The 26,318-nt window shown below is 66.1% G+C and carries 28 protein-coding genes, 1 tRNA gene and 1 riboswitch; of the genes, 21 read left to right on the forward strand and 8 right to left on the reverse strand.

Annotated elements, in window-relative coordinates:
- Nucleotides 1–8: 8 nt before the first annotated feature.
- From KVT37_RS02300 to KVT37_RS02315, 4 genes are all read right to left on the reverse strand, one after another.
- Complete coding sequence (locus KVT37_RS02300) at nucleotides 9–614, reverse strand: NADH-quinone oxidoreductase subunit C (protein ID WP_217569200.1); 606 nt, start codon at nucleotides 612–614, stop codon at nucleotides 9–11.
- A gap of 4 nt (nucleotides 615–618) precedes the next feature.
- Nucleotides 619–1,200, reverse strand: a complete 582-nt coding sequence (locus KVT37_RS02305) for an NADH-quinone oxidoreductase subunit B family protein (protein WP_015317338.1) — start codon at nucleotides 1,198–1,200, stop codon at nucleotides 619–621.
- Entirely contained in the window at nucleotides 1,191–1,556 is a 366-nt protein-coding gene (locus KVT37_RS02310) for an NADH-quinone oxidoreductase subunit A (RefSeq protein ID WP_112127345.1), read from the reverse strand. The genes KVT37_RS02305 and KVT37_RS02310 overlap by 10 nt, the downstream gene beginning before the upstream one ends.
- A gap of 147 nt (nucleotides 1,557–1,703) precedes the next feature.
- A complete protein-coding gene (locus tag KVT37_RS02315; RefSeq protein ID WP_217569202.1) occupies nucleotides 1,704–1,916 on the reverse strand; it encodes a hypothetical protein in 213 nt (70 codons plus the stop codon).
- On the opposite strand from KVT37_RS02315, the gene KVT37_RS02320 reads away from it, so the two are divergent.
- The 8 genes from KVT37_RS02320 (at nucleotide 1,891) to KVT37_RS02355 (ending at nucleotide 12,233) form a co-directional block, all read left to right on the forward strand.
- Nucleotides 1,891–3,090, forward strand: a complete 1,200-nt coding sequence (locus tag KVT37_RS02320; protein ID WP_217569205.1) for a winged helix-turn-helix domain-containing protein — start codon at nucleotides 1,891–1,893, stop codon at nucleotides 3,088–3,090. The genes KVT37_RS02315 and KVT37_RS02320 overlap by 26 nt on opposite strands.
- Nucleotides 3,091–3,120: 30 nt before the next feature.
- Nucleotides 3,121–3,325: riboswitch (cobalamin riboswitch) on the forward strand.
- Nucleotides 3,326–3,363: 38 nt separating this feature from the next.
- Nucleotides 3,364–3,789, forward strand: coding sequence for a DUF1636 family protein (locus KVT37_RS02325; RefSeq protein WP_217569207.1), 426 nt, complete (start codon nucleotides 3,364–3,366; stop codon nucleotides 3,787–3,789).
- A 2-nt stretch (nucleotides 3,790–3,791) separates the two neighbouring features.
- Nucleotides 3,792–4,829 carry a cobalamin biosynthesis protein CobW gene (gene cobW, locus KVT37_RS02330; protein ID WP_217569209.1) on the forward strand — a complete coding sequence of 346 codons (1,038 nt, stop codon included), beginning with the start codon at nucleotides 3,792–3,794 and terminating at the stop codon, nucleotides 4,827–4,829.
- Between the two features lie 31 nt (nucleotides 4,830–4,860).
- Nucleotides 4,861–8,628: a cobaltochelatase subunit CobN gene (locus KVT37_RS02335; protein WP_217569211.1), complete on the forward strand. Its 3,768-nt coding sequence runs from the start codon at nucleotides 4,861–4,863 to the stop codon at nucleotides 8,626–8,628.
- Entirely contained in the window at nucleotides 8,625–10,091 is a 1,467-nt protein-coding gene (gene cobG, locus KVT37_RS02340) for a precorrin-3B synthase (RefSeq protein ID WP_217569213.1), read from the forward strand. Before KVT37_RS02335 ends, cobG begins: the two co-directional genes overlap by 4 nt.
- A 2-nt stretch (nucleotides 10,092–10,093) precedes the next feature.
- Nucleotides 10,094–10,726, forward strand: a complete 633-nt coding sequence (locus tag KVT37_RS02345; RefSeq protein ID WP_217569215.1) for a precorrin-8X methylmutase — start codon at nucleotides 10,094–10,096, stop codon at nucleotides 10,724–10,726.
- Nucleotides 10,723–11,472 carry a precorrin-2 C(20)-methyltransferase gene (locus KVT37_RS02350; protein ID WP_217569217.1) on the forward strand — a complete coding sequence of 250 codons (750 nt, stop codon included), beginning with the start codon at nucleotides 10,723–10,725 and terminating at the stop codon, nucleotides 11,470–11,472. Before KVT37_RS02345 ends, KVT37_RS02350 begins: the two co-directional genes overlap by 4 nt.
- Nucleotides 11,469–12,233 (forward strand): precorrin-3B C(17)-methyltransferase, encoded by a 765-nt coding sequence (locus KVT37_RS02355; protein ID WP_217569219.1) that lies wholly within the window; start codon nucleotides 11,469–11,471, stop codon nucleotides 12,231–12,233. Before KVT37_RS02350 ends, KVT37_RS02355 begins: the two co-directional genes overlap by 4 nt.
- On the opposite strand, the gene KVT37_RS02360 is transcribed toward KVT37_RS02355, so the two are convergent.
- A complete protein-coding gene (locus tag KVT37_RS02360) occupies nucleotides 12,197–12,964 on the reverse strand; it encodes a cobalt-precorrin-6A reductase (protein ID WP_217569904.1) in 768 nt (255 codons plus the stop codon). The two genes, KVT37_RS02355 and KVT37_RS02360, sit on opposite strands and share 37 nt — an antisense overlap.
- A gap of 1 nt (nucleotide 12,965) precedes the next feature.
- On the opposite strand from KVT37_RS02360, the gene cbiE reads away from it, so the two are divergent.
- From cbiE to KVT37_RS02400, 8 genes are all read left to right on the forward strand, one after another.
- Nucleotides 12,966–14,207, forward strand: coding sequence for a precorrin-6y C5,15-methyltransferase (decarboxylating) subunit CbiE (gene cbiE, locus KVT37_RS02365; protein ID WP_217569221.1), 1,242 nt, complete (start codon nucleotides 12,966–12,968; stop codon nucleotides 14,205–14,207).
- Nucleotides 14,204–14,590, forward strand: coding sequence for a cobalamin biosynthesis protein (locus KVT37_RS02370; RefSeq protein WP_217569224.1), 387 nt, complete (start codon nucleotides 14,204–14,206; stop codon nucleotides 14,588–14,590). Before cbiE ends, KVT37_RS02370 begins: the two co-directional genes overlap by 4 nt.
- Entirely contained in the window at nucleotides 14,587–15,351 is a 765-nt protein-coding gene (gene cobM, locus KVT37_RS02375; RefSeq protein ID WP_217569226.1) for a precorrin-4 C(11)-methyltransferase, read from the forward strand. Before KVT37_RS02370 ends, cobM begins: the two co-directional genes overlap by 4 nt.
- On the forward strand, nucleotides 15,348–16,163 hold the full coding sequence (gene cobA, locus KVT37_RS02380; RefSeq protein ID WP_217569228.1) for a uroporphyrinogen-III C-methyltransferase: 816 nt from the start codon (nucleotides 15,348–15,350) through the stop codon (nucleotides 16,161–16,163). The genes cobM and cobA overlap by 4 nt, the downstream gene beginning before the upstream one ends.
- The gene (locus tag KVT37_RS02385) at nucleotides 16,160–17,476 is read left to right on the forward strand and encodes a cobyrinate a,c-diamide synthase (RefSeq protein ID WP_217569230.1); all 1,317 of its coding nucleotides are present in this window, start codon (nucleotides 16,160–16,162) and stop codon (nucleotides 17,474–17,476) included. Before cobA ends, KVT37_RS02385 begins: the two co-directional genes overlap by 4 nt.
- Entirely contained in the window at nucleotides 17,473–18,240 is a 768-nt protein-coding gene (locus KVT37_RS02390; protein WP_217569232.1) for an adenosylcobinamide-GDP ribazoletransferase, read from the forward strand. Before KVT37_RS02385 ends, KVT37_RS02390 begins: the two co-directional genes overlap by 4 nt.
- A gap of 24 nt (nucleotides 18,241–18,264) precedes the next feature.
- A complete protein-coding gene (gene cobT / locus KVT37_RS02395; RefSeq protein ID WP_217569234.1) occupies nucleotides 18,265–19,290 on the forward strand; it encodes a nicotinate-nucleotide--dimethylbenzimidazole phosphoribosyltransferase in 1,026 nt (341 codons plus the stop codon).
- Nucleotides 19,291–19,381: 91 nt separating this feature from the next.
- Entirely contained in the window at nucleotides 19,382–19,774 is a 393-nt protein-coding gene (locus tag KVT37_RS02400) for a hypothetical protein (RefSeq protein ID WP_217569236.1), read from the forward strand.
- 51 nt (nucleotides 19,775–19,825) lie between these two features.
- Here KVT37_RS02400 and KVT37_RS02405 read toward each other — a convergent pair.
- Both KVT37_RS02405 and KVT37_RS02410 read right to left on the reverse strand, forming a co-directional pair.
- Nucleotides 19,826–19,901 (reverse strand) — tRNA-Lys (locus KVT37_RS02405).
- A gap of 105 nt (nucleotides 19,902–20,006) precedes the next feature.
- Entirely contained in the window at nucleotides 20,007–20,909 is a 903-nt protein-coding gene (locus tag KVT37_RS02410) for a PhzF family phenazine biosynthesis protein (RefSeq protein ID WP_217569238.1), read from the reverse strand.
- Nucleotides 20,910–21,041: 132 nt separating this feature from the next.
- Here KVT37_RS02410 and KVT37_RS02415 point away from each other — a divergent pair, with 132 nt between their 5' ends.
- The 4 genes from KVT37_RS02415 to KVT37_RS02430 all read left to right on the forward strand — a co-directional run bounded on the left by KVT37_RS02415 (nucleotide 21,042) and on the right by KVT37_RS02430 (nucleotide 24,571).
- A complete protein-coding gene (locus tag KVT37_RS02415) occupies nucleotides 21,042–22,328 on the forward strand; it encodes an efflux RND transporter periplasmic adaptor subunit (protein ID WP_217569240.1) in 1,287 nt (428 codons plus the stop codon).
- 4 nt (nucleotides 22,329–22,332) lie between these two features.
- The gene (locus KVT37_RS02420; protein WP_217569242.1) at nucleotides 22,333–23,040 is read left to right on the forward strand and encodes an ABC transporter ATP-binding protein; all 708 of its coding nucleotides are present in this window, start codon (nucleotides 22,333–22,335) and stop codon (nucleotides 23,038–23,040) included.
- A complete protein-coding gene (locus tag KVT37_RS02425; protein ID WP_217569244.1) occupies nucleotides 23,037–24,254 on the forward strand; it encodes an ABC transporter permease in 1,218 nt (405 codons plus the stop codon). The genes KVT37_RS02420 and KVT37_RS02425 overlap by 4 nt, the downstream gene beginning before the upstream one ends.
- Nucleotides 24,255–24,328: 74 nt before the next feature.
- On the forward strand, nucleotides 24,329–24,571 hold the full coding sequence (locus KVT37_RS02430; RefSeq protein ID WP_217569246.1) for a hypothetical protein: 243 nt from the start codon (nucleotides 24,329–24,331) through the stop codon (nucleotides 24,569–24,571).
- A gap of 33 nt (nucleotides 24,572–24,604) precedes the next feature.
- On the opposite strand, the gene KVT37_RS02435 is transcribed toward KVT37_RS02430, so the two are convergent.
- The gene (locus KVT37_RS02435) at nucleotides 24,605–25,081 is read right to left on the reverse strand and encodes an Lrp/AsnC family transcriptional regulator (protein WP_217569248.1); all 477 of its coding nucleotides are present in this window, start codon (nucleotides 25,079–25,081) and stop codon (nucleotides 24,605–24,607) included.
- Between the two features lie 145 nt (nucleotides 25,082–25,226).
- Here KVT37_RS02435 and KVT37_RS02440 point away from each other — a divergent pair, with 145 nt between their 5' ends.
- Entirely contained in the window at nucleotides 25,227–26,300 is a 1,074-nt protein-coding gene (locus KVT37_RS02440) for a 1-aminocyclopropane-1-carboxylate deaminase (RefSeq protein WP_217569250.1), read from the forward strand.
- Nucleotides 26,301–26,318 lie beyond the last annotated feature (18 nt).

Here is a 26,318-nt window from a genome sequence, read left to right on the forward strand (position 1 = left end):
GTGGCGCCTCAGTTTGCCTTCGCTTTCTCATCGCCCGGCAACACGTAGTCCGTGCCTTCCCAGGGCGAGAGAAAATCGAAATTGCGGAATTCCTGCTTGAGCTCGACCGGCTCGTAGATGACCCGCTTGGCCTCGTCGTCGTAACGAACCTCGACGAAGCCGGTCAGCGGGAAATCCTTGCGCAGCGGATGCCCCTCGAAACCATAGTCCGTCAGAAGGCGACGCAGGTCAGGATGGCCGGAGAAGAGCACACCGTAGAGGTCATAGGTCTCGCGTTCATACCAATCAGCGCCCGGATAAACACTTGTCAACGAGGGAACCAGCGTCTCCTCGTCGGCCTGGACCTTGAGGCGGATGCGGACATTCTGCTTCGGCGACAGAAGGTGATAGACGACATCGAAGCGCCTGGCGCGCGAAGGATAGTCGGCTCCGGAAATGTCGATGATCGAGATGAACTGGCAGCGCGCATCGTCGCGCAGGAAGGTCGCCACCTCGACCAGGTTGCCCGGCTCGACGGGAACCGTCAGCTCGCCATAGGCGAGCACGGCTTCGCCGATGCGGCCGGAGAGCTTCTCGCCGAGATAGGTGGAGAGTTCGTTCAACGCCTGGGTCATCGGCTCACCGTTCGATCGTGCCGGTGCGGCGGATCTTCTTCTGCAGAAGGAGAATGCCGTAGAGCAGCGCTTCGGCGCTCGGCGGGCAGCCGGGCACGTAAATGTCGACCGGCACGACGCGGTCGCAGCCGCGCACCACCGAATAGGAATAGTGGTAGTAGCCGCCGCCATTGGCGCAGGAACCCATCGAGATGACGTAGCGCGGCTCAGGCATCTGGTCGTAGACCTTGCGCAGCGCCGGGGCCATCTTGTTGGTCAGCGTGCCGGCGACGATCATGATGTCGGACTGGCGCGGCGACGCGCGCGGCGCGACGCCGAAGCGCTCCGAGTCATAGCGCGGCATCGAGGTGTGGATCATCTCGACCGCGCAGCAGGCGAGGCCGAAGGTCATGAACATCAGCGAGCCGCTGCGCGCCCAGGTGATCAGCGCTTCGGTCGAGGTGACAAGAAAACCCTTGTCGGCCAGTTCATTGTTGATTTCGAGGAAGAAGGGATCGTCCTCCCCCACCGGCCTGCCGGTATTGGGGTCGATGATGCCTTTGGGCTTCGGCGCGACGAGGGTGCCTGAACTGTCGTTCAATCCCATTCCAGCGCTCCTTTTTTCCATTCATAGGCAAAGCCGATGGTCAGCACCGCCAGGAACACCATCATCGACCAGAAGCCGAGCATGCCGAGCTTGGAGAAAGACACCGCCCACGGGAACAGGAAGGCGACCTCGAGATCGAAGATGATGAACAGGATCGACACCAGGTAGAAGCGGATGTCGAATTTCATGCGGGCGTCGTCGAACGAGTTGAACCCGCATTCATAGGCGGAAAGCTTTTCCGGATCGGGATTGCGATAGGCCACCAGGAAGGGGGCGATGATAAGCGCCAAGCCAACGACCATCGCCACGGCGATGAACAGGACGATGGGCAGATATGAACTCAGGAGTGCGCTCATGCGGCGGCTTTCCTTCGGCGGGGCAGTTCACTTTGATTACAGCAACGAACTCTAATGCGGAAGCGTGACAGTTTAACCGCTGAACCGTTTTAAGAGGCCCATGCTGCAACGCGGCGAGGGTTAGCGCAGCGGTTTCGGTGACGCAAGTCAAACCTTGTTCAAATCGCGGCCCTGGATGCCATATCGGATGAAACTGGTCCGATCCGCTCCTGTTTGATTTCCTTCATTTTTTACTCCACTTTTTTTCTCCTGACACATCTCCCGCCATTTGCCTGCTAGCATCGCTGGAATCACCGGCTGAAAATCCGGCAAACGGTCAGGCAAGGGCGCCTCGATGAAGGATAAGATTTCGCTGGCCACGGCGAGGCGCATCGCGCTTGGAGCACAGGGGTTTAACGACCCTCGGCCCGGTGGCGTTCCGGATCGCCGGCACCTTGCCCGTGTGCTTTCGCGAACAGGCCTCTTGCAGATCGATTCCGTCAGCGCGGTGGTACGCGCGCATTACATGCCGCTCTATTCGCGCCTCGGCCCCTACCCCCTGGCGCTGCTCGACAACGCCGCGGTCACCCGCAAGCGCGCCGTCTTTGAATATTGGGCGCATGAGGCCTCATTCCTGCCCGTCGAGACCTACCCTTTGATGCGCTGGCGCATGCAGCGCGCCGAGCAGGGCGACGAGATGTATCTCGGCCTGGCGAAATGGGGCCGTGAGCGCAAGGCGATGATCGACGAGATCTATAAGGAGGTTGCTGAACGCGGGCCGATCGCCGCGTCCGACATCGAGGGGCACAAGGGCAATGGCGGCTGGTGGGGCTGGAGCGAGGCCAAGCACGCCTTCGAATGGCTGTTCTGGGCCGGACGCATCACCACGGCCTACCGCCGCGGCTTCGAACGCTATTACGATCTACCGGGGCGCGTTTTGCCGCAGGCCGTGCTCGACCTGCCCGTGCCGTCGGTTGAGGACGCGCACCGCGAATTGCTGCGCATTTCCGCCCGCTCCCACGGCGTCGCCACCTACGGCGACCTGCGCGACTATTTTCGTCTGGCGCCGGGCGACACGAAGGACCGCATCGAGGAACTGGTCGAAACCGGCGAACTGCTGCCGGTGAGCGTCGCAGGCTGGGACAAGACCGCCTATTTGCACAAGGACGCCCGCTTTCCGCGCAAGATCGAGGCGCGCGCCCTGCTCGCGCCGTTCGATCCTGTCGTTTTCGAGCGGACGCGGACGGAAAAGCTCTTCGACTTCCGCTACCGCATCGAAATCTACACGCCCGCCGAAAAGCGCCAGTACGGCTATTATGTGCTGCCCTTCCTGCTCGGCGACCGCCTCGTCGCTCGCGTCGACCTCCGCGCCGACCGGCCGGCCAGCGTCTTGCGCGTCCACGCCGCCTATGCCGAGGCCGGCGCGCCACCGGAGACAGCAGCCCAGCTCTACGAAGAGCTGAAGCAGATGCAGGGCTGGCTCGGCCTGGAGCGCATCGAGGTGACGCCCGCCGGCGATCTCGGACCGGCGCTGGCCGACATCGCGGTGTCGTAGCCGCGCGTTGACAGGCGCCTAGTGGTAGGCCTAAATCCTGACCCAGACGGTCTTCTCCCGGCAAAGGGAGGAGCCAAGAGGGAATGCGGTGCGGGAAAGATTCCCAAATCCGCGGCTGTCCCCGCAACTGTAAGCGACGAGCCTTGGCCGAAAACCACTGGGATATCCCCGGGAAGGCGGCATTCGAGGCGACGACCCGCGAGCCAGGAGACCTGCCGTCTGAGACTTTAAGTATCCGAATGCCCGGCGGGTTTTCCGGGCAAGGAGCCTGTTTTGGATCGTAACGGCAGTTTCCCGGCAAATAATGCGGACATTTCGTCCGAGCCCGACGCGCTGGCCGGCGTCACCGTCATCGTCTGCTCGTCCTGCCGTGACGAAACCGGCTCTGATGGGCATCCGCGCGCCGGCGCGCTGCTCGCCGAAGACACGCGCCGGGCTGCTTCCGGCGAAAAGATCAACATCCGCACCGTCGAATGCCTCGGCAATTGCAAGCGCCGCCTGAGCGCGGCACTGCTGCGCGATGGCTGCTGGAGCTACGTCTTCGGTGACCTGAATGCCACCAGCGGCGCCGACCTTGTCACCGGCGCGAAGCTCTTCGCCACCTCGACCGATGGCCTCATCCCCTGGCGCGGCCGGCCCGATTCCCTCAAGCGCGGCCTCGTTGCCCGCATCCCTCCCCTCGACATGCTGAAGGACTGACCATGAACGCCTCCGTTTCCCGCGTGCCCTGCACTGTCGTCACCGGCTTCCTCGGCGCCGGCAAGACGACGCTGATCCGCAACCTGCTTGAAAACGCCAAGGGCAAGCGGCTGGCGATCATCGTCAACGAGTTCGGCGATGTCGGCATCGACGGCGAAATCCTGAAAGGCTGCGGCGTCGACACCTGCCCTGAGGAAAACATCGTCGAGCTCGCCAATGGTTGCATCTGCTGCACCGTCGCCGACGACTTCGTGCCGGCGCTCGACCAGATCCTGTCACGCACGCCGAAAGTCGACCACATCCTAATCGAAACCTCCGGCCTCGCTTTGCCGAAGCCATTGGTCCAGGCCTTCCAGTGGCCGACGGTGAAGAGCCGCGTTACTGTCGACGGCGTCGTCGCCGTGGTCGACGGCCCGGCCCTGGCCGAAGGCCGGGTCGCCTCCGACATGGATGCGCTCCAGGCGCAGCGAGCCGCGGACGACTCGCTCGACCATGACGATCCGGTTGAAGAAGTCTTCGAGGACCAGATCGCCTGCGCCGACCTGATCATCCTGTCGAAGAGCGATCTGATGGACGCGGCGGGCTCGCAACGCGCCAACGCCGTCATCGGCGAACACGTCGCGCGCGCCGTGAAAGTCGTGCCGACCGCGCAGGGCAAGGTCGATCCTTCGGTGCTGCTCGGCCTCGGCCTTGCCGTCGAGGACGACATCGAGAACCGCAAGACCCATCACGACGACGAGCTCGACCACGAGCATGACGATTTCGATTCCTTCGTCATCGACATCCCGTCCGTCGCCAACCCGGATGAGCTGGCAAAGCGCGTCGCCCTTGCCGCCGAGCAGGAGAACGTGCTGCGCGTCAAAGGCTTCGTCGAGGTCGGCGGCAAGCCGATGCGGCTCCTGCTCCAGGCCGTCGGCCCGCGCGTCAATCACTACTACGATCGCGCCTGGACGGCCGGGGACGACCGCCGCTCGCGGCTCGTCGTCATCGGCCTCAAGGGGCTGAACCGCCCGGCGATCGAGCGTATCCTCGCCGGCTGAGGCCAACACGAAAGGCCCAACACGAAACGCGATGCATATCCTCGCCACGACATCCGCTTCGCTCGACGATCTCGCCGAGCCGATCGATCTCAGGCAGACGCCTGCGGATGTCGTGGCTCTGTCCTTCACCGACAGCGATCTCGCCGGCCTGGCCGCCGCCTGGAAAGCCGATGCCGCGCGGCTGCCCTCGATGCGGCTTGCGGCGCTGCGTGACCTTCGCCATCCGATGTCGGTGGACTTGTGGATCGACAGCGTCGCCCGCCACGCCAAGGTCGTTCTCGTGCGCATCCTCGGCGGCTATGACTGGTGGCGCTACGGCTGCGACCAGCTTGCCGCGGTGGCGCGCGAGCGCGGCATCAGGCTGGCGCTGTTGCCGGGCGAAAGCCATGACGAGGATTTGCGGCTGATCGAAGCCTCGACCTTACCGCGCAAGGAGCTGGACGCGCTGCTCAGCTATTTCCGCGAAGGCGGTCCGGCCAATATGGCGGCGCTGGTGAAGAGACTGGCAAGACTTGCCGGGTCGGACGCGGCGGCTGCCGAGCCGGTCGGTGTGCCGAAGGCTGGGTATTACGAGCCTGGGCTGGGGGTTGTAGAAAAGCCTAGCTTATCGAACGTTGGCGATCCTTCGCCCCCCTCTCTGTCCTGCCGGACATCTCCCCCTCAAGGGGGGAGATCAGCCGTCGCCGGGCCTGGCGCCTTTTCTTCATCTGCCGAAAAAGAGCCATCTGCAACATCCGCGATTGGCGAAACCATCGACGACAGTTCAATCTCCCCCCTTGAGGGGGAGATGTCCGGCAGGACAGAGAGGGGGGCGACGAAACTCGACGCCGACAATCTCGGCACCCCCGTCGTTCCAATCCTCTTCTACCGCTCGATGTTGCTGGCCGCCGACGTCGCGCCGGTTGACGCGCTGGTCGACGCATTGCGCTCGCAAGGCCTGGCGCCGGCACCGATCTTCGTCTCCAGCCTCAAGGACCCGGTGTCCTTGGCCTTCGTCGAAGCCGCCCTCGCCGCACTGAACCCCGCCGCCATCGTCACCGCCACCGCTTTCGCCTCCGGCGCCGAGCCAGGCGCCGAAACCCTGTTCGACCGCGCCGGCGTGCCGGTGTTCCAGGTCATCGTCGCCACGACACGCCGCGAAGTCTGGGAGAAGAACCAGCGCGGCCTGGCGCCCGCCGATCTCGCGATGCATGTCGTGCTGCCCGAGCTCGACGGCCGCATCCTCGCCGGCGCGATATCCTTCAAGGGCGAGATCGAGGCCGATCCCGCACTGGCCTTCCGCGCCTTCGCCAACCGGCCCGAGGCGGACCGCGTCGCGCAAGTCGCCAAGCGGATCGCCTCGTTCATCCGCCTGCAGCGGACGGAGCGGGCCGAGCGCAGGCTGGCGATCCTGATCCCGGATTATCCGAGCGCCCCCGGGCGTACCGGTTATGCGGTTGGCCTCGATGTGCCGTCCAGCGTGCTCGCCATGCTGCATGACCTGAAAGAACAGGGCTACGCAGTTGATGGGATTCCGCAATCGCCGCGGGAGTTGTTGGATGCGCTGGAGGTGGGTGGTCAAAGGTTGAGTTCAGAAGACTACCTGCGCTTGTCCACGGAACTGCCGGAAGGCGCGCGTAACGCCGTCAGAGCCGCCTGGGGTAGCGCGGAAGACCGGATAGGGTTGCGCGAGGCCCCCCTCTCTGTCCTGCCGGACATCTCCCCCTCAAGGGGGGAGATTGGCAGTTCGGGCGACGGCGCAACCCTTGCCAGGCCGGAAATTGGCGAAAGCCGTGGCGAAGGAATAATCTCCCCCGCTGAGGGGGAGATGTCCGGCAGGACAGAGAGGGGGGCGACAGAACGCCAGCCTTCGCCGCTAGCGCGCGAAACCCACTTCCCCTTCCGCGCCGCGACCTTCGGCAACATCACCGTCACTCTCGCCCCGGACCGCGGCCGCTCCGCCGACCGGCGCGCCGACTACCATGACCCGACGCTTCCCCCGCGCCACGAGCTGATCGCCTTCGGCCTCTGGCTGCAAGAATCGCTCGGCGTGCATGCGATCATCCACGTCGGCGCCCATGGCACGCTCGAATGGCTGCCGGGCAAGACGGTCGCGCTCTCCGGCGCCTGCTTTCCCGAGATCGTCACCGGCTCGCTGCCGGTCATCTACCCCTTTATCGTCTCCAATCCCGGCGAGGCGGCGCAGGCCAAGCGCCGCATCTCGGCCGTCACGCTTGGACATCTGCCGCCACCGCTGACCGGTGCCGGCCTCGACGAGTCGCAACAGAAGCTCGAACGGCTGGTCGACGAATATGCCCAGGCCGATGGGCTCGACCGTCGACGCCGCGACCGCTTGGCAAAGCTTATCGTCGAGACGGCACGGAAAACCGGGCTTGCCTCGGAAGCTGGCGTCGCCAAGACCGATCAACCTGACGAGGCGCTGCGCCGCATCGACGCCTGGCTCTGCGACCTCAAGGATTTCGCCGTCAAGGACGGGCTGCATGTCTATGGCCGCGCGCCGGAGGACGAATCCGATCCACTGCGCCGGCAAAGCGCGGAAGCCGAAAAGGCCGCCCTGCTCGCCGCGCTCGACGGCCGCCACATCAAGGCCGGCCCCGCCGGGGCGCCGGCGCGCGGTCGTTCCGACGTGCTGCCGACCGGCCGCAACCTCTTCACTTCCGATCCGCGCACCATGCCGACGCCGACCGCCTATGATCTCGGCCAGGCGGCGGCGGAAGAAGTGGTGCGCAGCTACATGCAGGGCCATGGCGACTGGCCGCGCTCGCTGGTCATCGACCTCTGGGGCTCGGCCTCCTTGCGCACCGGCGGCGAGGAGATCGCCCAAGGGCTGGCGCTGATGGGTTGCCGGCCGCAATGGGATGCCGCGACCGGCCGCGTCACCGGCATCGAGGTGCTGCCGCCGGCCACGCTCGGCCGGCCGCGCGTCGACGTCACCTGGCGCATTTCCGGCCTGTTCCGCGACATGTTCCCGACCCAGATCGCGCTGATCGACGCAGCTGCGAACGCGGTCGCCGGCCGCGACGAGGACGATTCGGAAAACCCGCTCGCCGCCGCGACCCGCGCGCAGGGCAAGATCGGTCCGCGCATTTTCGGCACCTCGCCCGGCACCTATGGCGCCGGCGTCGAGGATCTGCTGTCGCGCGGCGAATGGGGCGTGCGCGAGGAGATCGGCCGCGCCTATCTCGAGGCCACCTCGCACGCCTATGGCGGCGCCGACGGCGAGGCGATCTCGGCGCCAGGCGCCTTCGAGGGCCGCATCGCCGAGGCCGACCTTCTCGTCCACACCGGCGACGACCCGGGCCGCGATATCCTCGAGGGCTCGGCCGACGTCGCCTTCATCGGTGGATTTTCGGCAGCGCTTGCAGCACTTGGCCGGAATGCCGACGTCATCGTGCTCGACACGACCGATCCCAAGAAGCCTAAGCCCCGTTCGGTCGGCGAAGCGGTGTCGCGTGTGGTGCGGGCGCGCGCCGTCAACCCGCGCTTCATCGCCGGCCAGATGCGCCACGGCCCGCGCGGCGCCTCGGAATTCGCGGAGACGGTCGACCGGCTCGTGGGTTTTGCCGAAACAACGCACGCCATTTCGGGTGCGCTGATCGAGGCCGTGCACGACGCCTATGTCGGCGACCCGGACGTGCGCGCCTTCCTGTTGCGCGAGAACCCGGCGGCGGCGAAGGTCATCGCCGAGCGCTTCCTCGCCGCGCGGCGGCGCGGCCTCTGGCATCCGCTCAGGAATTCCATCGACGACGATCTCGCTGCTTTGATTGCGGAAGCACAGGCAAGCGGGGTAGCGGCATGAACGCCTTTTCGCGCCGTGACACCTGCCCTGCCTTGAGCGCCCCGATGCAGACCGGCGACGGCTTGCTGGTGCGGCTCAACCCGGTTGCTGGAGGAATTGCTGCGAAGTCGCTGATCGGACTCGGCGAATCGGCTCTGCGTCACGGCAACGGCATCATGGAGGTGACCGCGCGCGGCAGCCTGCAGATCCGCGGCCTGACGGCGGGAAGCGCCCGGCTGCTGGCGGCGGAGGTCGATGCGCTGGGCATTGCGGTCCGCAGCGGCGTGCCGGTCGAGATCGGGCCGCTGGCAGGTATCGATCCGAAAGAGATCGCCGATCCTCGGCCGCTGGCTGAGCGGATCAGGACGGCGATTGAAGAGGCCGGGCTGACGGAGCGACTGGGGCCGAAGGTGTCGGTGATTGTCGACGGCGGCGGACAGTTGAGCTTGGACGCGGTGACGGCCGATGTGAGGTTGAAGGCGGTGCGGACCGGCGAGGATGTTCGTTGGGATGTATCGGTTGCAGGCGACGCGCGCAGTGCAAGGCCGCTCTCGACGGTCAATGCCGATGCTGCGCGCGACATCGCTGTGGCGGCACTGCGGATGGTGGCCGAAAAAGGACGCGAGGCGCACACGCGCGATTTGACCGAAAGACAGCTTAATTCACTCGCAAGTTGGCACTCTGTCGCCCCCCTCTCTGTCCTGCCGGACATCTCCCCCTCAGGGGGGGAGAATGGCAGTTCCCGCGCCGGCTCTCCACTTTCAGCGTTGGAGATTGGCGAAAGCCACGGTGACAAGACAATCTCCCCCCTTGAGGGGGAGATGTCCGGCAGGACAGAGAGGGGGGCCTCGCGCAAACCTATCGGCCTTTTTCCCTTAGCCGGCGACACTTTCACCCTCGGCATCGGCCTCCCCTTCGGCAGCATGCCGGCCCAACCCCTCATCGATCTCGCCAACCAAGCTGCAAGCCTCGACGCCACCGAAATCCGCCTCGCCCCAGGCCGAGCCCTGCTTTTCCTCGGCCTCTCCCCATCCGCCTGCACCTCTCTGCGCGATACAGCCGACACCCTCGGCTTCGTCACCTCCGCCGCCGACCGGCGCACCCGCATCGCCGCCTGCCCCGGCACGCCGGCCTGCGCCTCCGGCCGCATCGCCACCCGTGCCATCGCCGAGACAATCGCAAAGCAAAGCGCCGATCTCCTCGACACCTCGCTGACCCTCCACATTTCCGGCTGCGCCAAGGGTTGCGCACATCCGGGCACGGCAGCGCTGACAGTGGTGGGCGACGAAAACGGAGCCGGACTTGTCGTGGACGGGACGGCAAAAGCCCTTCCTGCCGCGTACAGGCCGGGCTATGACGCCGCGCGCGGGGTCGCCGGCATTGCGGCGGCGATCCACGACGCGCGACATCAAGGCGAGACCGCCGCCGCCTGCCTGGCAAGGCTTGGCGCTGCAGGCATCGCTGAACTCTATCGACGGAACTGAAAATGGCCGCCTACGACTATATCCATGACGGGATGGCGATCTACGAACGCTCTTTCGCCATCATCCGCGCCGAGGCGGACCTTTCGCGCTTCTCGGAGGCCGAGGCCGATGTCGCCATCCGCATGATCCATGCCTGCGGCCAGGTCGAAGCCGCCGGCCATTTTATCTTCTCCAGCGATTTCGTTGGTGCAGCCCGCGCGGCCCTTGCCGCCGGCGCGCCGATCTTTTGCGATGCCGAGATGGTCGCCCACGGTGTCACCCGCGCCCGCCTGCCGGCCGGCAACGAGGTGATCTGCACGCTGCGCGATCCGCGCACCCATGACATCGCCAAGGCAATCGGCAACACCCGCTCAGCCGCGGCGATCGACCTTTGGGGCGAGCGCATGGCCGGATCGGTGGTCGCCATCGGCAATGCGCCGACCGCGCTCTTCTATCTGCTCGAAAAGCTGCGCGACGGCGCGCCGAAGCCCGCCGCGATCATCGGCATGCCGGTCGGCTTCGTGGGTGCGGCCGAATCCAAGGACGCGCTGGCCGACAATTCCTATGGCGCGCCCTACGCCATCGTGCGCGGCAGGCTGGGCGGCAGCGCCATGACAGCGGCGGCGCTCAATTCCCTGGCGAGGCCTGGCCTGTGAACGCTCTCCCGAAAGGACGCCTGGTCGGCGTCGGCACTGGCCCCGGCGATCCGGATTTGTTGACGCTGAAGGCCGCGCGAGCATTGGCTGAAGCGAATGTCGTCGCCTATTTCGCCAAGCGCGGCAACAACAGCAATGCCCGCGCCATCGTCGAGGCGCGCTTCCGGCCGGACATGATCGAGCTGCCGCTGCTCTATCCGGTGACGACCGAGATCGACAAGGATCACGACGACTACCGCGCGCAGATCACCGATTTCTACGAGCAGTCGGCCGAACAGGTCGCCGAGCATCTCGACGCCGGCAGGATGGTGGCCGTGCTGTCGGAGGGCGATCCCCTGTTCTACGGCTCCTACATGCACCTGCATGTGCGCCTCGCGCATCGCTTCCCGACCGAAGTCATTCCTGGCATCACCGCCATGTCCGGCTGCTGGTCGCAGACCGGCCTGCCGATCGTGCAAGGCGACGACGTGCTCACCGTGCTGCCTGGCACGATGAGCGAGTTCGAACTGACCCGTCGCCTCGCCGACACCGATGCCGCCGTGATCATGAAGGTCGGCCGCAACCTGCCGAAAATCCGCCGTGCGCTGGAAGCGACGGGCAAGTTGGCAAAGGCCGTCTATGTCGAGCGCGGCACCATGCCGGGCAGCGTCTCGATGCGGCTTGCCGAAAAGCCGGACGACAAGGCGCCCTATTTCGCCATCGTGCTGGTCGCCGGCTGGTCGGCTCGCCCCGGGGCAAAGCCATGAGCGGCCGCCTCACCGTCATCGGCCTCGGCCCCGGCAATGCCGACCAGGTCACGCCGCAGGCTGCCAACGCCGTCGCTGAGGCTTCCTTCTTCTATGGCTACAAGCCCTATCTCGACCGGCTCGAGCTGCGGCCGGACCAGACCCGCATCGCGTCCGACAACCGCGAAGAGCTTGCCCGTTCCAACGAGGCATTGGCCAAGGCCGCCGAGGGCCACAGCGTCGCCGTCGTCTCCGGCGGCGATCCCGGCGTCTTCGCCATGGCCGCCGCCGTTTGCGAGGCGATCGAAGCCGGACCAGACGAATGGCGCGCCATCGACCTCTCGGTCGTTCCGGGCGTCACCGCCATGCTCGCAGTCGCGGCTCGCATCGGCGCGCCGCTCGGCCACGATTTCTGCGCCATCTCGCTCTCCGACAATCTGAAGCCGTGGGACTTGATCGAACTGCGTTTGCTGGCAGCGGCCGGAGCCGGCTTCGTCATCGCGCTCTACAACCCGATCAGCAAGGCCCGCCCCTGGCAGCTCGGCCGCGCCTTCGAATGCCTGAAGGCGATCCTGCCCGGCACCACGCCGGTGATCTTCGGCCGCGCCGCCGGCCGGCCCGACGAGCGCATCGAGGTGTTTTTGCTGGCGGATGCCGATGCCGAAAAGGCCGACATGTCGACCTGCATCATCATCGGCTCGCCCGAGACCCGGATCATCAAGCGCGGCGAGAAGCCGGCGCTGGTCTACACGCCGCGTTCGGCAACGGGGTCGAAAAGATGATCGACCATCGCGGCGAGCGCATCGACGGTTTGGGCCGAGGGCACGTTCGGAAGGGGCGGCCTACGGACCATGACCACCTCGATGCCGAGCGCCCGCGCCGCGGCGATCTTGCCATAAGTCGACTCGCCGCCACTGTTCTTCGAGACGACGGCGTCGATGGCGTATCTCCCAAGCAGCGCTCGCTCATCCGCTTCCGGGAACGGTCCGCGCGCCAGCAAATAGAGTGCATCCGGCACGGCAAGCTTGGGCTCAACCGGATCAACGCTGCGGACCAGATAGCTATGCTGCGGCGCGACCTCGAAGGCCCCGGCCTCCTGCCGGCCGATCGCCAGGAAAACCCGGCGCGGCGCCGCGCCAAGCGCCCTCGCCGCCTCGGCGACATTGTCGACCAGCGTCCAGCGATCGCCTGCGACAGGCTCCCAGCCGGAGCGCCGCAGCGCAAGGATCGGCACGCCGGACTGTCGCGCCGCCTCGGCAGCGTTACCCGAGATACGCGCGGCGTATGGATGGGTGGCGTCGATCAGCAGGTCGATCTTGTCATCGCTGAGATAGGCGGCCAGTCCCTCCGCGCCGCCAAAGCCGCCGACGCGCACCGGCACACCTTGCGCGACAGGACTTTCGGTTCGGCCGGCAAGCGACAGCGTGACGAAGAAATCCTCGCGACGCGCCAGCCTTCCCGCCAGTTGCCGGGCTTCCGTCGTGCCGCCGAGGATCAGGATACGGTGGGTCATCATGCCTGCTAAGGGTTCGCGCGCCGCCAAGCCCGCCACAAGGTGGCTCACCATCGTCGGCATCGGCGAGGACGGTGTAGCGGGTCTCGGCGACGAGGCCAAGCAGCGCATCGCCGATGCGACTATCGTGTTCGGCGGCAAGCGGCATCTTGCTCTCGTCTCAAACCTGACCAAGGGCAAGGCGCGCCCGTGGCCGACGCCCTTCGACGCCGAAATGCGCGACGTGCTGGCGCTCAAAGGCAAAAAAATCTGCGTGCTGGCTTCCGGCGACCCGTTCTTCCACGGCGTCGGCGTCACACTGGCGCGCAAGGTGAAGCCAGACGAGATGCTCATCCTCCCGGCGCCCTCCTCCCTGTCGCTGGCGGGATCGCGCCTCGGCTGGGCTTTGCAGGACGTTGAAACCATCTCGCTGCATGGCCATTCGATCGACCTGATCCGTCCCCTGCTTCATCCGGGCGCGCGCATCCTCGCGCTGACCTCCGACGGCGACGCCCCGGCCGCTATCGCCGCATTGCTGGACGAACTGGGCTTCGGCCCATCGCGGCTGACGGTGCTCGAAGCGCTCGGCGGCGCGGATGAAGCTAGTCGAACCGCCCGCGCCGACGCCTTCGATCTCAAAAACATCAACCCGCTCAACGTGCTGGCGCTGGAAATTGAATCGACGCCGGATGCGCGCGTCCTGCCTTTGACCGTCGGCCTTGCCGATCACCTGTTCGAGCATGACGGCCAGATCACCAAGCGCGAGATCCGCGCCATATCGCTGTCGGCGCTGGCACCGCGGCGCGGCGAGCTGCTGTGGGACATCGGCGCCGGTTCCGGTTCGATCGGCATCGAATGGATGCTGGCGCACCCCTCGTTGCGCGCCATCGCCATCGAGGCCAACAACGAGCGCGCCGTCCGCATCGCCCGCAACGCCGCGCATTGCGGCGTGCCCGGCCTTGCCGTGGTCGAAGGCGCCGCGCCCAAGGCGTTCGCCAAGCTGGAAACACCGGATGCGATCTTCATCGGCGGCGGCGGCAGCGATGCCGGAGTGCTGGAGAAGGCGATCAAGGCGCTCCGCTCCGGCGGCCGGCTCGTCGCCAACGCGGTGACGCTGGAGATGGAGGCGCTGCTGCTCGACCAGCACAACAGGCGCGGCGGCGATCTCACCCGTATCGCCCTTTCGCGCGCGGCACCGGTCGGCTCCATGCAGGGCTGGCGTCCGGCCATGCCGGTCACGCAGTGGAGCTGGATAAAACCATGATGGTCGCGGGTATAGGCAGCCGCAAAGGCGTGAGCGTGGAAGACGTCCTGGCGGCGATTGAGACCGCGCTTGAAGCGCATGGCCTCGCGACGACGGCGCTTTCGGCGCTGGCGACCGCGCCGCTCAAGAAGGATGAGGCGGCGATTTCCGCCGCCGGCCGCGCGCTCAACCTGCCGGTGGTCATTGCCGATGACCGGGTCCTGCAGCTGGCCTCGCCGGGCGCCCGCAGCCGTTGCGATCTCTCGCAGAGCCGCGCCGGCACGCCGTCGGTTTCGGAGGCCTCCGCCCTCGCGGTTGCCGGGGCTGGTGCGAGACTGCTCGGGCCTCGCACGGTGGTCGGCCCGGTCACCTGCGCCATCGCCATCAGCGGAGATGCGCCATGACGGTCCATTTCATCGGCGCCGGTCCAGGCGCGGCCGATCTCATCACGCTGCGTGGCGCGCGGCTCCTGGCCAGTTGCCCGGTCTGCCTCCATGCCGGCTCGATCGTCGCGCCGGAACTGCTCGAGCATTGCGCGCTGGGCACGAAACTGATCGATACCGCGCCGATGTCGCTCGACGAGATCGAGGCCGAATATGTCGCCGCGCACAAGGCCGGCCAGGATGTCGCGCGCCTGCATTCCGGCGACCTCTCCGTTTGGAGCGCGGTCGCCGAGCAGATCAGGCGGCTGGAAAAACACGGCATCCCCTATACGCTGACCCCAGGCGTGCCCTCTTTCGCGGCGGCAGCGGCAGCGCTTCGCCGCGAGCTCACCATTCCCGAGCTCGCACAAAGCCTGGTGCTGACCCGCGTCTCCGGCCGCGCCTCGAAAATGCCGCCGGGCGAGACGCTGGCCGGCTTCGGCCGCACCGGCGCCACGCTCGCCATCCACCTTGCCATCCATGCCATCGATCGCGTCGTTGCCGATTTGACGCCGCTCTACGGTGCCGAATGCCCGGTCGCGGTCGTCTTCCGCGCCTCCTGGCCCGACGAGCGCATCCTGACCGGCACGCTGGGCACCATCGAGGCGCTGCTCGCGCAAAACCCGATGGAGCGCACGGCCATCATCTTCGTCGGCAGCGCGCTCGCCGCGCAGGATTTCGGCGAAAGCTCACTCTATGACGCCCACTACCAGCGGCGTTTTCGCGGACGGGACGGGTTGTGAACGGCAGCGCCAACATAAACGGACGGGCTACGGTTGAGCAGGCGCTGGCGCGGCTGAACTTCAAGCCGCGCGAACTGGAGCCCGGCAATGTCTGGCTGGCCGGCGCCGGCCCGGGCGATCCCGGCTGCCTGACGCTGGAGGTGCTGGCGGCGCTCGGGCAATGCGATGCGCTGGTCTATGACGCGCTGGTCTCGCCCGACGTCGTGGCGGTCGCCCAGGGCGCCGAGCTCTTCTACGCCGGAAAACGTGGCGGCCAGCCATCGATGAAGCAGGACGACATCAACGCTCTTTTGGTGAAGCTGGCGCGCGAAGGCCGCCGGGTCGTGCGGCTGAAGGGCGGCGACCCTTATATTTTCGGCCGCGGCGGCGAAGAGGCTTTGGCGCTCGCAGGCGAAAAAATTCCGTTCCGGGTGCTTTCCGGCCTGACCTCCGGCCTCAGCGCGCTTGCCGCCACCAGCATTCCCGCCACCATGCGCGGCATCAACAAGGCCGTCATCCTCGCCACCGGCCATGCCGCCGGCACGGATGACGACATCGACTGGGCGGCGATCGCCCGCACCGGACAGCCGGTCGTCGTCTATATGGGCATGGCCAATCTGCCGGTGATCGCGGCAAAGCTGCTCGAAGGCGGCCTCGCGCCGTCGACACCCGCCGCGGTGATCGTCGCGGCAACCACGCCGCAGGAGCGCATCGTCGTCGCCACGCTCGCCACCATCGCGGACGAAGCCGCAGCGGCCGGGCTTGCTTCTCCTGCGCTGATCGTGGTCGGCGGCATCGTCGCCATACGCTCGGCATTGGCGGGCGAAACATGACGGCGCGCGCGATCATCATCGGCGCGCCGCGCTCCGGCTCGGGCAAGACCAGCGTCACCATCGGCTTGTTGCGCGCGCTTGCCCGGCGCGGGCTGAAAGTGCGTGGCGCGAAGTCGGGACCGGACTATATCGACCCCGGCTTCCACACCGCCGCCACCGGCCTGTCCGGCGTCAATCTCGACAGCTGGGCGATGTCGCCGTCGCTGCTCAACGCGCTGGCGGCCCAAGCCGCGGATGACGCCGAATACGTCATCCTCGAAAGCGCCATGGGCCTGTTCGACGGCATTCCCGCGCCGGAAGGCCGCTCGGGCTCGGCAGCCGATCTCGCCCGGCTCTATGGCTTGCCTGTGCTGCTGGTGCTCGACGTCTCGGGACAGTCGACCACGGCCGCCGCCGTCGCCAAGGGTTTCGCTACCTATGACCCGGATGTTCGCATGGCCGGCGTCGTGCTCAATCGCCTCGGCAGCGAACGCCACCGGCGTCTGTCGGGCGACGCCATCGAGGCGATCGGCCTGCCTGTGGTCGGCGCCATCCTGCGCGATCCGACGCTCAACCTGCCGGAGCGGCATCTCGGCCTCGTCCAGGCAGGTGAATACGAAAACCTGATGGCGCATCTCGATCGGCTGGCCGACATGGTCGAGACATCGCTCGACATCGACGCGATTCTCAAACTCGCAACACCTCTCGCGCCTTCTCCCGGCGACTTTGCCGACGCGTTGCAGCCGCCCGCGCAGCGAATCGCGCTGGCGGAAGACGCCGCCTTCACCTTCCTCTATCCGCATGTGGCCAACCATTGGCGCAAAGCCGGCGCCGAGCTCGTGCCTTTCTCGCCGCTTGCCGACGAGGCGCCTTCGCAGGACTGCGATGTCTGCTGGCTGCCAGGCGGCTATCCGGAATTGCACGCCGGCAAGCTCGCAGCCGCGACGAACTTCCAGGCCGGAATGGCGCGCTTTGCGGCGACGAAGCCGGTGCATGGCGAGTGCGGCGGCTTCATGGTGCTGGGCGAAGTGCTGGAAGACGCGGACGGCAAGAGCCACAGGATGCTCGGCCTGCTCGGACATTCGACCAGCTTCGCCAGGCGCAGGATGAACCTCGGTTATCGCGAGGCGCGGCTCCGCGCCGCCTGCCCGTTGGGGCCGCAGGGCACGCTGATCCGCGGCCATGAATTCCACTATGCGCAGATGACCGCCACCGGTAACGACGAGCCGCTGGCCGACCTCGCCGATGGCCAGGGCAATCCGCTCGGCGCCTCGGGTTACCGGCGCGGCCATGTCAGCGGCACCTTCTTCCATGCCATAGCGAGGGGCACATGAGCGGCCCTTCCGCACCAAGGCAATTGCTTGACGATATCGGCCTCAGCCTCGTCTTCTTCACCCGGCTGAGGTTGCCGTCGAGCGATTTCGGCGGCCGCAGCCTTGCGGACGCGATCTGGGCGGCACCCTTCGCCGGCCTCGCGGTGGCAACCATCGGCGCGCTCGTCTACGCCATCGCCTACAGTTTGGGTCTTGCCAGCGGCCCGGCGGCGGCGTTGACGCTCGCCGCCACGATGCTCGTCACTGGCTGCCTGCATGAGGACGGGCTTTCCGACATCGCCGACGGTTTTGGCGGCGGCAGGACACGCGACCGGAAACTGGAAATCATGCGCGACAGCCGCATCGGCGCCTATGGCGCTGCGGCGCTTGGGCTGTCGCTGCTGATCCGCTGGAGCGCGCTCTCCGAACTCGCCGGCCCCGGCCACATCTTCCTGGCGCTGCTTGCCGCGCATGCAGCCTCGCGCGGCCTGTTCGGCGCCTTCATGCATCTTCTGCCCCCTGCCCGGGCCGACGGGCTGTCCGCCAATGCGGGCTCCGTCACGACTGAGACCGCCGTCATCGGTGCTGCGCTCGGCGCGGTGGCGCTGCTGGCGCTCGGCCTTGGCGGCGCGATCGCTGCTCTCATCCTGCTCGGCCTGCTCTTTGCAGGCTTTCGCGCGCTCTGCCTCAGCCAGATCGGCGGCCAGACCGGCGACACGATCGGCGCGCTGCAGCAGCTCGGCGAGATCGCGGTGCTGCTTATCGCTTCCGTTTGCCTTTCCTGATTCTCTCTCGGAGACCTTGCCCCCATGTCCTCCCAATCAACTTCGTTCAAATCCCTCGAAGACCTGCGCGCCGCCTGCCTCGATCTCTCCAATGGCAGTGACACCGCTGCCGCTGCTGTCGCCAGGCGCCAGGACACGCTGACCAAGCCGCCGGGCAGCCTCGGCCGGTTGGAGACGACCGCAGCCTGGCTGGCCCGCTGGCAGGGCCGCGACATGCCGAAGCTCGACAACGTGAAAGTGTTCGTCTTCGCCGGCAATCACGGGGTCACCGCGCAAGGCGTCTCGGCCTATCCGTCCGAAGTGACCGTACAGATGGTGGCGAATTTCGCCGGCGGCGGCGCGGCCATCAACCAGTTGGCCCGCATTGCCGGCGCCAGGCTCGATGTCATCCCGCTCGATCTCGACCATCCGACCGGCGATTTCACGCAAGTGCCGGCGATGGACGAACATGCCTTCCTCGCTGCCGTCTCTACCGGCTACGACGCGGTGAGCAGTGACCTCGATCTCGTCTGCTTCGGCGAGATGGGCATCGGCAACACCACGCCGGCGGCCGCGATCTCGACCGCCCTGTTCGGCGGCGGCGCGGAAAAATGGACCGGCCGCGGCACCGGCGTCGACGACGCCGGCTTGAAGCGCAAGGTGGTGGCGATCGAAGCGGGCCTGAAGCGCCATGCCGATTCGCTGTCCGACCCGCTGAAGATTGCCGCGGCGCTCGGCGGGCGTGAACTGGCGGCGATCTTTGGCGCCACGCTCGCCGCGCGCAAGAACAACGTGCCGGTGCTGCTCGACGGCTTTGTTTGCACTGCCGCCGCGGCACCCCTGGCCCGGCTGCACCCGACCGGCCTCGCCCACACCATCGCCGCTCACGTCTCGGCCGAAGCCGGCCACCGCCGCCTGATCGAGGCGCTCGGCCTGCCGCCGCTGCTTGACCTCGGCATGCGTCTCGGCGAAGGCTCCGGCGCCTGCCTTGCCATCAACATCGTGCGTTCGGCACTGGAGTGTCATGCAAAGATGGCGAGCTTTGCCGAGGCGGGCGTGTCCGAAAAATAATACTCCGCCGAAATTTCAACACTGTTGAAACATCGAAATAACGTCATTTGGCTATTCCCTGAGATAGAGTTGTTTCAGGGGAGGTCGATCGATGTATTTGAAAAATCTAATATCCGTCGCAATTCTGGTTGCTGTGGCTTCGCCGGCTTTGTCTCAGGAGCAGTTTGTACGCCCATTTCGTGGCGGCCAAGATGGATCGGCCATGATCCAGTCTTCATATTCGATGACCCTTCCGGTCAAGGATGACCAAGACGCCGCCGCCCAGCAGGAGGTTGCGCTTCGCTCCTTCTACAAAGTGGCGGCCGGAAGCTGCGCCATGGTCGTCGAGACTGTCGCCGACACGTGCGAGATCGTTGGCATGACGACCAATACCAACGGCCGGAACCGCAATTTCGATGGCTATGGCGGATCGGCGGTCACGGTGACCGGCCAGATCACGATGAAGGTCAAATTCAAGGCCAGTCTCAACAGGGCAGCTCAGTAAGCTCGCCTCTGCCCAGGATCGGCCGATTTCCTTGCTCTTGAAGAAGGATTTTGGTGGGTGTGCACAGGATCGAACTGTGGACCCGCTGATTAAGAGTCAGCTGCTCTACCAACTGAGCTACACACCCACACCGCCGGGAAAACCAGCGTCGGCGGCGCATATAGCCGCCGCTTTCGGTCATGTCTAGCCCTGCCGGATCATTTCCCGACAAATCGCCGAATTGCCGCACCCATCACACAAAAAGCTTGCCTTCCGCGACCTTGATGGCGTGGCCGCCGATGCGCGCGGAGGCCAGTTTCCCGGCTTCTACATTGAGCTCGAGGCGGATGCGCGACGGCCGGCCCATTTCCAGCCCCTGCTCGATCCAGAGCTGCGAGGTTCCGTCGGTCGGAGCGTCGAAATGCATGATGGCGCCGGCAAAGGCGGCGGCAGCCGACCCGGTCGCCGGATCTTCATAGGACGGGGTGCCGGGCACGATCATGCGCACATGGAAGGCGCTTTCATGATGCACCGTCTCGCGGCAATAGACATAGGGGCTGGCGAAGGCCCAATCGCTCTTGCGGGGCGCAAGTTCCGACCATGCCTGGTTGTCGAGCCTGATCTTGGCCGCCTCCTTCAGCCCGGCAACGGGAATCGTCACATAAGGCACGCCGGCCGACCAGAAGGCGACGCGGTGATTCTCGAAGCCGATCTCGTGCGGGGCAAGGCCGAGCGCCGCGCCGATCGCCTCGGGATCGGCCTTCAGCTCCAGCGGCTCCGGCAATTTCGCCAGATCGAACTCGGCGAAGGTCGAGCCGTCATGGCCGCTCACCGCACAGCGGACCGGTCCGATATTCTCCTCCAGCACGAAGATGCCGGCCGCCTCGCCCGCGAGTTCCGCCAGCGCAATCGCCGAGCCGACCGTTGGATGCCCCGCGAAAGGCATTTCATAATCGGGGGTGAAGATGCGGATGCGGTTGCGGTGCTTCGGATTGTCGGCAGCCAGCACGAACACCGTCTCGGACAGATTGAATTCGCGCGCGATCGCCTGCATGCCGGCAGTGGCGAGCCCCTCGCAGTCGAGCACCACCGCAAGCGGATTTCCGGCCAGCCTTTCGGTGGTAAACACATCGTAAAGCAAGTAATTGCGCGCCATCGAGAAAACCTTTCGCCTCGCCTCGAATTTCTGCCTCAATCCCAACATGAGGGAAATTTAATTTGAAATTCGAACTTTGAGGCCTGATCTGTGAACGGATAGGGACTTCAATTTTCAGCATAGGGGTCCGGGGTGGACCAAGTTGTCAATCCGCCAAAGGCGGAATCCGATACTTCCATCGAGGCAGCGCTCGGGCTCGACCGTAAGGGTGTGAGCCGCAGGCGCCGCCGCTTCTGGCTCTACGCGCTGCTGACGCTAGCGGTCGTCGCGGCAGGCTTCGCTCTCTATCAATGGTATGCCGTCGCGCCGCCCAGGATTGAGTATACCACCGTGCCGGCCGCGACCGCAGACCTCACCGTCGAGGTATCGGCCACCGGTACGCTGCAGCCGCTGACCCAGGTCGACATCTCCAGCGAGTTGTCAGGCATCGTCCGCTCGGTCGCGGCCAGTGAGAACCAGCAGGTCAAGAAGGGCGACGTGCTGGCGACGCTCGACACCGCCAAGCTGGAGGTCCAGATCGAGCGCGCCACCGCCTCCGCCAAGGCGGCGGCAGCGGCCGTCGAGGACGCCAAGGTCACCTTGCAGGAGAACGAGAACGCCGTGGTGCGCGCCAACGCGCTGACCAGGCGCGGCATGGCGACGGACCAGTCGCTCGAAGCGGCAACCGCGACGCGCGACCGCTCCAAGGCTGCGCTCGACAGCGCAGAGGCCAATCTCGCCATCGCCCAGGCCGACCTCAAGGCGCAGCAGACCGACCTGGCGAAAAGCACCATCTATGCGCCGATCGACGGCATCGTGCTGACGCGCTCGGTCGATCCCGGGCAGACGGTCGCCTCCTCGCTGCAGGCGCCCGTGCTCTTCGTCATCGCCGCCGACCTTCGCAACATGGAATTGCAGGCCGCGGTCGACGAGGCCGATATCGGCGCGGTGAAACCCGGCCAGCACGCCCGCTTCACCGTCGACGCTTTCCCCGACCGTCCGTTCGATGCCGAGATCCGCGACATCTCTTTCGCCTCGGTCACCACGGATGGGGTCGTCACCTACAAGGCCCGGCTCGAGGTCGACAACAGCGAGCTTCTGCTCAGGCCCGGCATGACGGCGACGGTCTCGGTCGTCACCCGGCAGGCCAAGGGCGTGCTCACCGTTCCCTCGACAGCCTTCCGCTATCGCCCGATGCAACAGGCGGCGCGCGGCTGGAGCCTGAGCGACCTCTTCACTGGCCGCATGGGGCGCCCCAACCGGCAGCGCGAGGCGACCAAGGCGCCGACCGACGGCTCGCGCACACTCTACGTGCTGGAGAACGGAAGGCCGCATCCGGTCAACGTCAGGATCGGTTCGACCGACGGCGAACTGACCGAGGTCACGTCGGGCCTCGACGAGGGCGCGCAGGTCATCACCGGCGCGCAGCAGCGGAGCTGACGAAGTGTCGGCTCCCCTGCTCATCACGTTCGACCAGGTCTGGAAGAGCTATGGCGAGGGCGAGGCCCGCGTGCGCGCGCTGGCCGGCGTCGATCTCGCCATCCGTCGCGGTGAATTCGTAGCCATCATGGGCCCTTCGGGCTCGGGCAAATCGACGGCGATGAACATCATCGGCTGCCTCGACACGCCGACCGCCGGAACCTACGCCTTCATGGGTGTCGATGCCGGCCGGCTCGACCGCAACCGCCGCGCTTTGCTGCGTAACCTCTATGTCGGCTTCGTCTTCCAGGGTTACAATTTGCTGCCGCGCACCACGGCGGCGGAAAATGTCGAGCTGCCGCTGATCTATCGCGGCGTCGCCGCGCGCGAGCGCCGCGATCTCGCCATGCAGGCGCTGGCCGAGGTCGGGCTTGTCGGGCGCGAGCATCACACCCCGGCTGAGCTTTCGGGCGGCCAGCAGCAGCGTGTGGCGATCGCCCGCGCCATCGTCACCCGGCCGACGCTGCTCGTCGCCGACGAGCCGACCGGCAATCTCGACACCGCGCGCACGCATGAGATCATGGACTTGCTGACCAGGTTAAACGCCCAGCTCGGCCTCTCCATCGTCATGGTCACGCATGAGGCCGACGTCGCGGGCTATGCCGGCCGCACCATCCGCTTCCTCGACGGCCATGTCGCTTCCGATACCTTGAAGGCGGAGGCGGCGGCATGATCTGGGAAACCGTTCGTCTCTCGCTGCGCTCGATCCGCCGCAACATATTGCGCTCTTTCCTGACGCTGCTTGGCATCGTCATCGGCGTCGCGGCCGTCATCGCCATGCTCACCATCGGCTCGGGCACGACGGAAAAGGTCAGGGCCGATATTTCGAAGCTCGGCAGCAACCTGCTCGTCGTCCGCGCCGGCCGCCCGGCAGGTCCGGGAGGACCGGGAGGTCTCGACCAGGCGGTGCGGCCGCTGGCCGAAAAGGATGTCACCGCGCTCGTTGCGCATCTCAGCGGCGCGCGCGCGATTTCGCCTGCCTCGCAAAAACAGGTGCGTGTGATCTTCGGCACCGAAAGCCTGACCTCGGGCGTGACGGGAACCGACAGCGCCTATCTCGACGCCCGCGACTGGAAACTGGTTTCCGGGCGGCCGTTCAGCGATTCCGAAACGCGCGCCGGCACCGGTGTCTGCCTGATCGGCGAAACCGTGCGCCAGCAATTCTTCGGCGCCGGCGATCCGGAGGGCGAGATCATCCGCGTCAACCGCACCTCCTGCAAGATCATCGGCCTGCTCGAGCCAAAGGGCTATACCGGCTTCGGCCAGGACCAGGACAATGTCGTGCTGATGCCCTTGCACGCCTATCAGCGGCGCATCGCCGGCAACCGCGACATCGACAGCATCTACATCGCCGCCGACGACCGCACGCCGACCAGCGAGCTGCAGCCGCGCGTCGAGGACATCTTGCGCGACACGCGCCGCATCACCCCGGACCGCGATGCCGATTTCGCCATCCGCGACATGACCCAGATCGCCGATGCGATGACGAGCGCCACCACCACCATGACCGGCATGCTGGGCGCCGTCGCCGGCGTCAGCCTTTTGGTCGGCGGCATCGGCATCATGAACATCATGTTGGTCTCGGTCACCGAGCGCACGCGCGAGATCGGCATCAGGCTGGCGATCGGCGCGCATGAAAAACACATCCTCATCCAGTTCCTGGTCGAGGCGACCGTGTTGTCGCTGCTTGGCGGTATCATCGGCATCCTGATCGGGCTTTCGCTGGCCGGCCTCACGTCGATGGCGCTGACGATACCTTTCGCGCCAAGCCCGGCCGTCGTGCTGCTCGCCGTCGGCTTCTCGGCGCTGATCGGCATGGTGTTCGGCTTCTTCCCGGCATTGCGCGGTGCGCGCCTCGATCCGATCGACGCGTTAAGGCACGAGTAGGGCGGCGCGTTCGCTCTGTCGCCGCAAACCCTGCGATGATACAGCGGTCTCCTTGGACTTCGAAGGAGGGGCGAATGAGCAAGAAAGCGCGGGTCATCCTGACGGCGGTGATCATCGAAGCAACGCTGGCCGGCATCTGGTGGTATCTTGCGCGCTACGGCCTGAGCAATCCGGACCGCGTCGCCCCTAACTTCCAGGAAGTGGTCGGCCAGACCATGGGAATGGCGATGGGCGGAGTTCTCGGCCTCTGCGTCATCCTGTTCTTCGTCGCGGCGCGTAACGACCGCAAGGCATTGCCGCAAAAGGGGCGGCCCTGATCGCCGCGAAAGATCGGAGCCGGCGACTGGCTGTCAAAACGGCAGCCGCGCGTTCTCCTTGACCTCCTTCATGACGAAGAAAGTCCTGGTTTGCCGCACACCCGGCAGCGCGATCAGCTTCTGGCCGTGCAGCTTGTTGAAATCGGCCATGTCGCGCACGCGTATCTTCAACAGATAGTCGAAGTCGCCGGCCACGAGATTGCAATCCAGAACCTCCTTGAGCTTGAGGGCGGCCTCCTCGAAAGCGGCGAAGCTTTCGGGTGTCGAGCGGTCGAGCACGACGCCGACCATGACCAGCGCGCCGAGCCCGACCGAAGCGGGCGCGATCTCCGCCCTGACCCCGGTGATATGGCCCTCCTCGAACAGGCGTTGCGTGCGCCGATGGCACGTGGCGGCGCTGACATTCACGCGGGCCGCCAGCTCGGCATTGGTCAGCCGCCCCTCGGCCTGAAGCGCCCGCAGGATCTTGATGTCGATGCGGTCGAAAGTCTGTTCGGAAGATTCTTCCATTTTTCCAGCCCTCAATGGACGATTGGACAAAATATATCGCATTCCTTTGCAAGGATGCAAAAAAGCTGAGAGCCCTTCGAGAGCACCTTTCGCCGCAATTGGACTATTCTCCTCGTATCGAAACGAACCCGGCGGAGGCAGATCGATGTCACTTCTCGACAAATTTGAACGGTATCCACTGACCTTCGGCCCGACGCCGATCGAGCATCTGCCGCGCCTCAGCGCGGCGCTCGGCGGAAAAGTGCAGGTCTACGCCAAGCGCGACGATTGCAACTCCGGGCTGGCCATGGGCGGCAACAAATTGCGCAAGCTCGAATATATCGTGCCCGATGCGATTGCGTCGGGCGCCGACACGCTGGTGTCGATCGGCGGCGTGCAGTCGAACCACACGCGCATGGTCGCCGCGACGGCCGCCAAGATCGGCATGAAATGCGTGGTGATCCAGGAAAAATGGGTGCCGCACTACGATGCGGTCTATGACCGCGTCGGCAACATCCTGCTGACGCGCCTGATGGGCGCGGACAGCCGGCTCGTCGACGACGGTTTCGACATCGGCATCCGCAAGAGCTGGCAGGACGCGATCCAGTCGGTGAAGGACGCGGGCGGCAAGCCCTACCCTATCCCCGCTGGCGCCTCGGTGCACAAGTTCGGCGGTCTCGGCTATGTCGGCTTCGCCGAGGAGGTCGCCAGGCAGGAGAGCGAACTCGGCTTTGCCTTCGACTACGTCATCGTCTGCGTCGTGACCGGCTCGACCCAGGCCGGCATGATCGTCGGCTTCGCCGCGCAAAACCGCGCCGACCGGGTGATCGGCATCGACGCCTCCGGCACGCTCGACCAGACGCGCGCGCAAGTCCGCCGCATCGTCGACGACACCGCCGCTCTCGTCGGGCTGGGCCGCGCCATGCGGGAGGACGAAATCGTCATCAATCCCGACTATGCCTATCCCGCCTACGGCGTTCCGTCCGAAGAAACGAACGAAGCGATCCGGCTGGCGGCCCGCACCGAGGCCATGATCACCGATCCGGTCTACGAGGGAAAATCGATGCAGGGGCTGATCGACCTGACCAGGAAAGGCTTCTTTCCCGAAGGCTCGAGAATTCTCTATGCGCATCTCGGCGGCGCGCCGGCCATCAACGGCTACAGCTATTATTACAAGGATGACGGCGGCCCCCGCAAAAGCGCGCCGCATGACGACGCGCTGCCACCGCTCTTTCCATAGAGCGCACGCGCCGGCACG

It is taken from the genome of Mesorhizobium sp. GbtcB19, assembly GCF_019091085.1.
Taxonomy (GTDB): domain Bacteria; phylum Pseudomonadota; class Alphaproteobacteria; order Rhizobiales; family Rhizobiaceae; genus Mesorhizobium.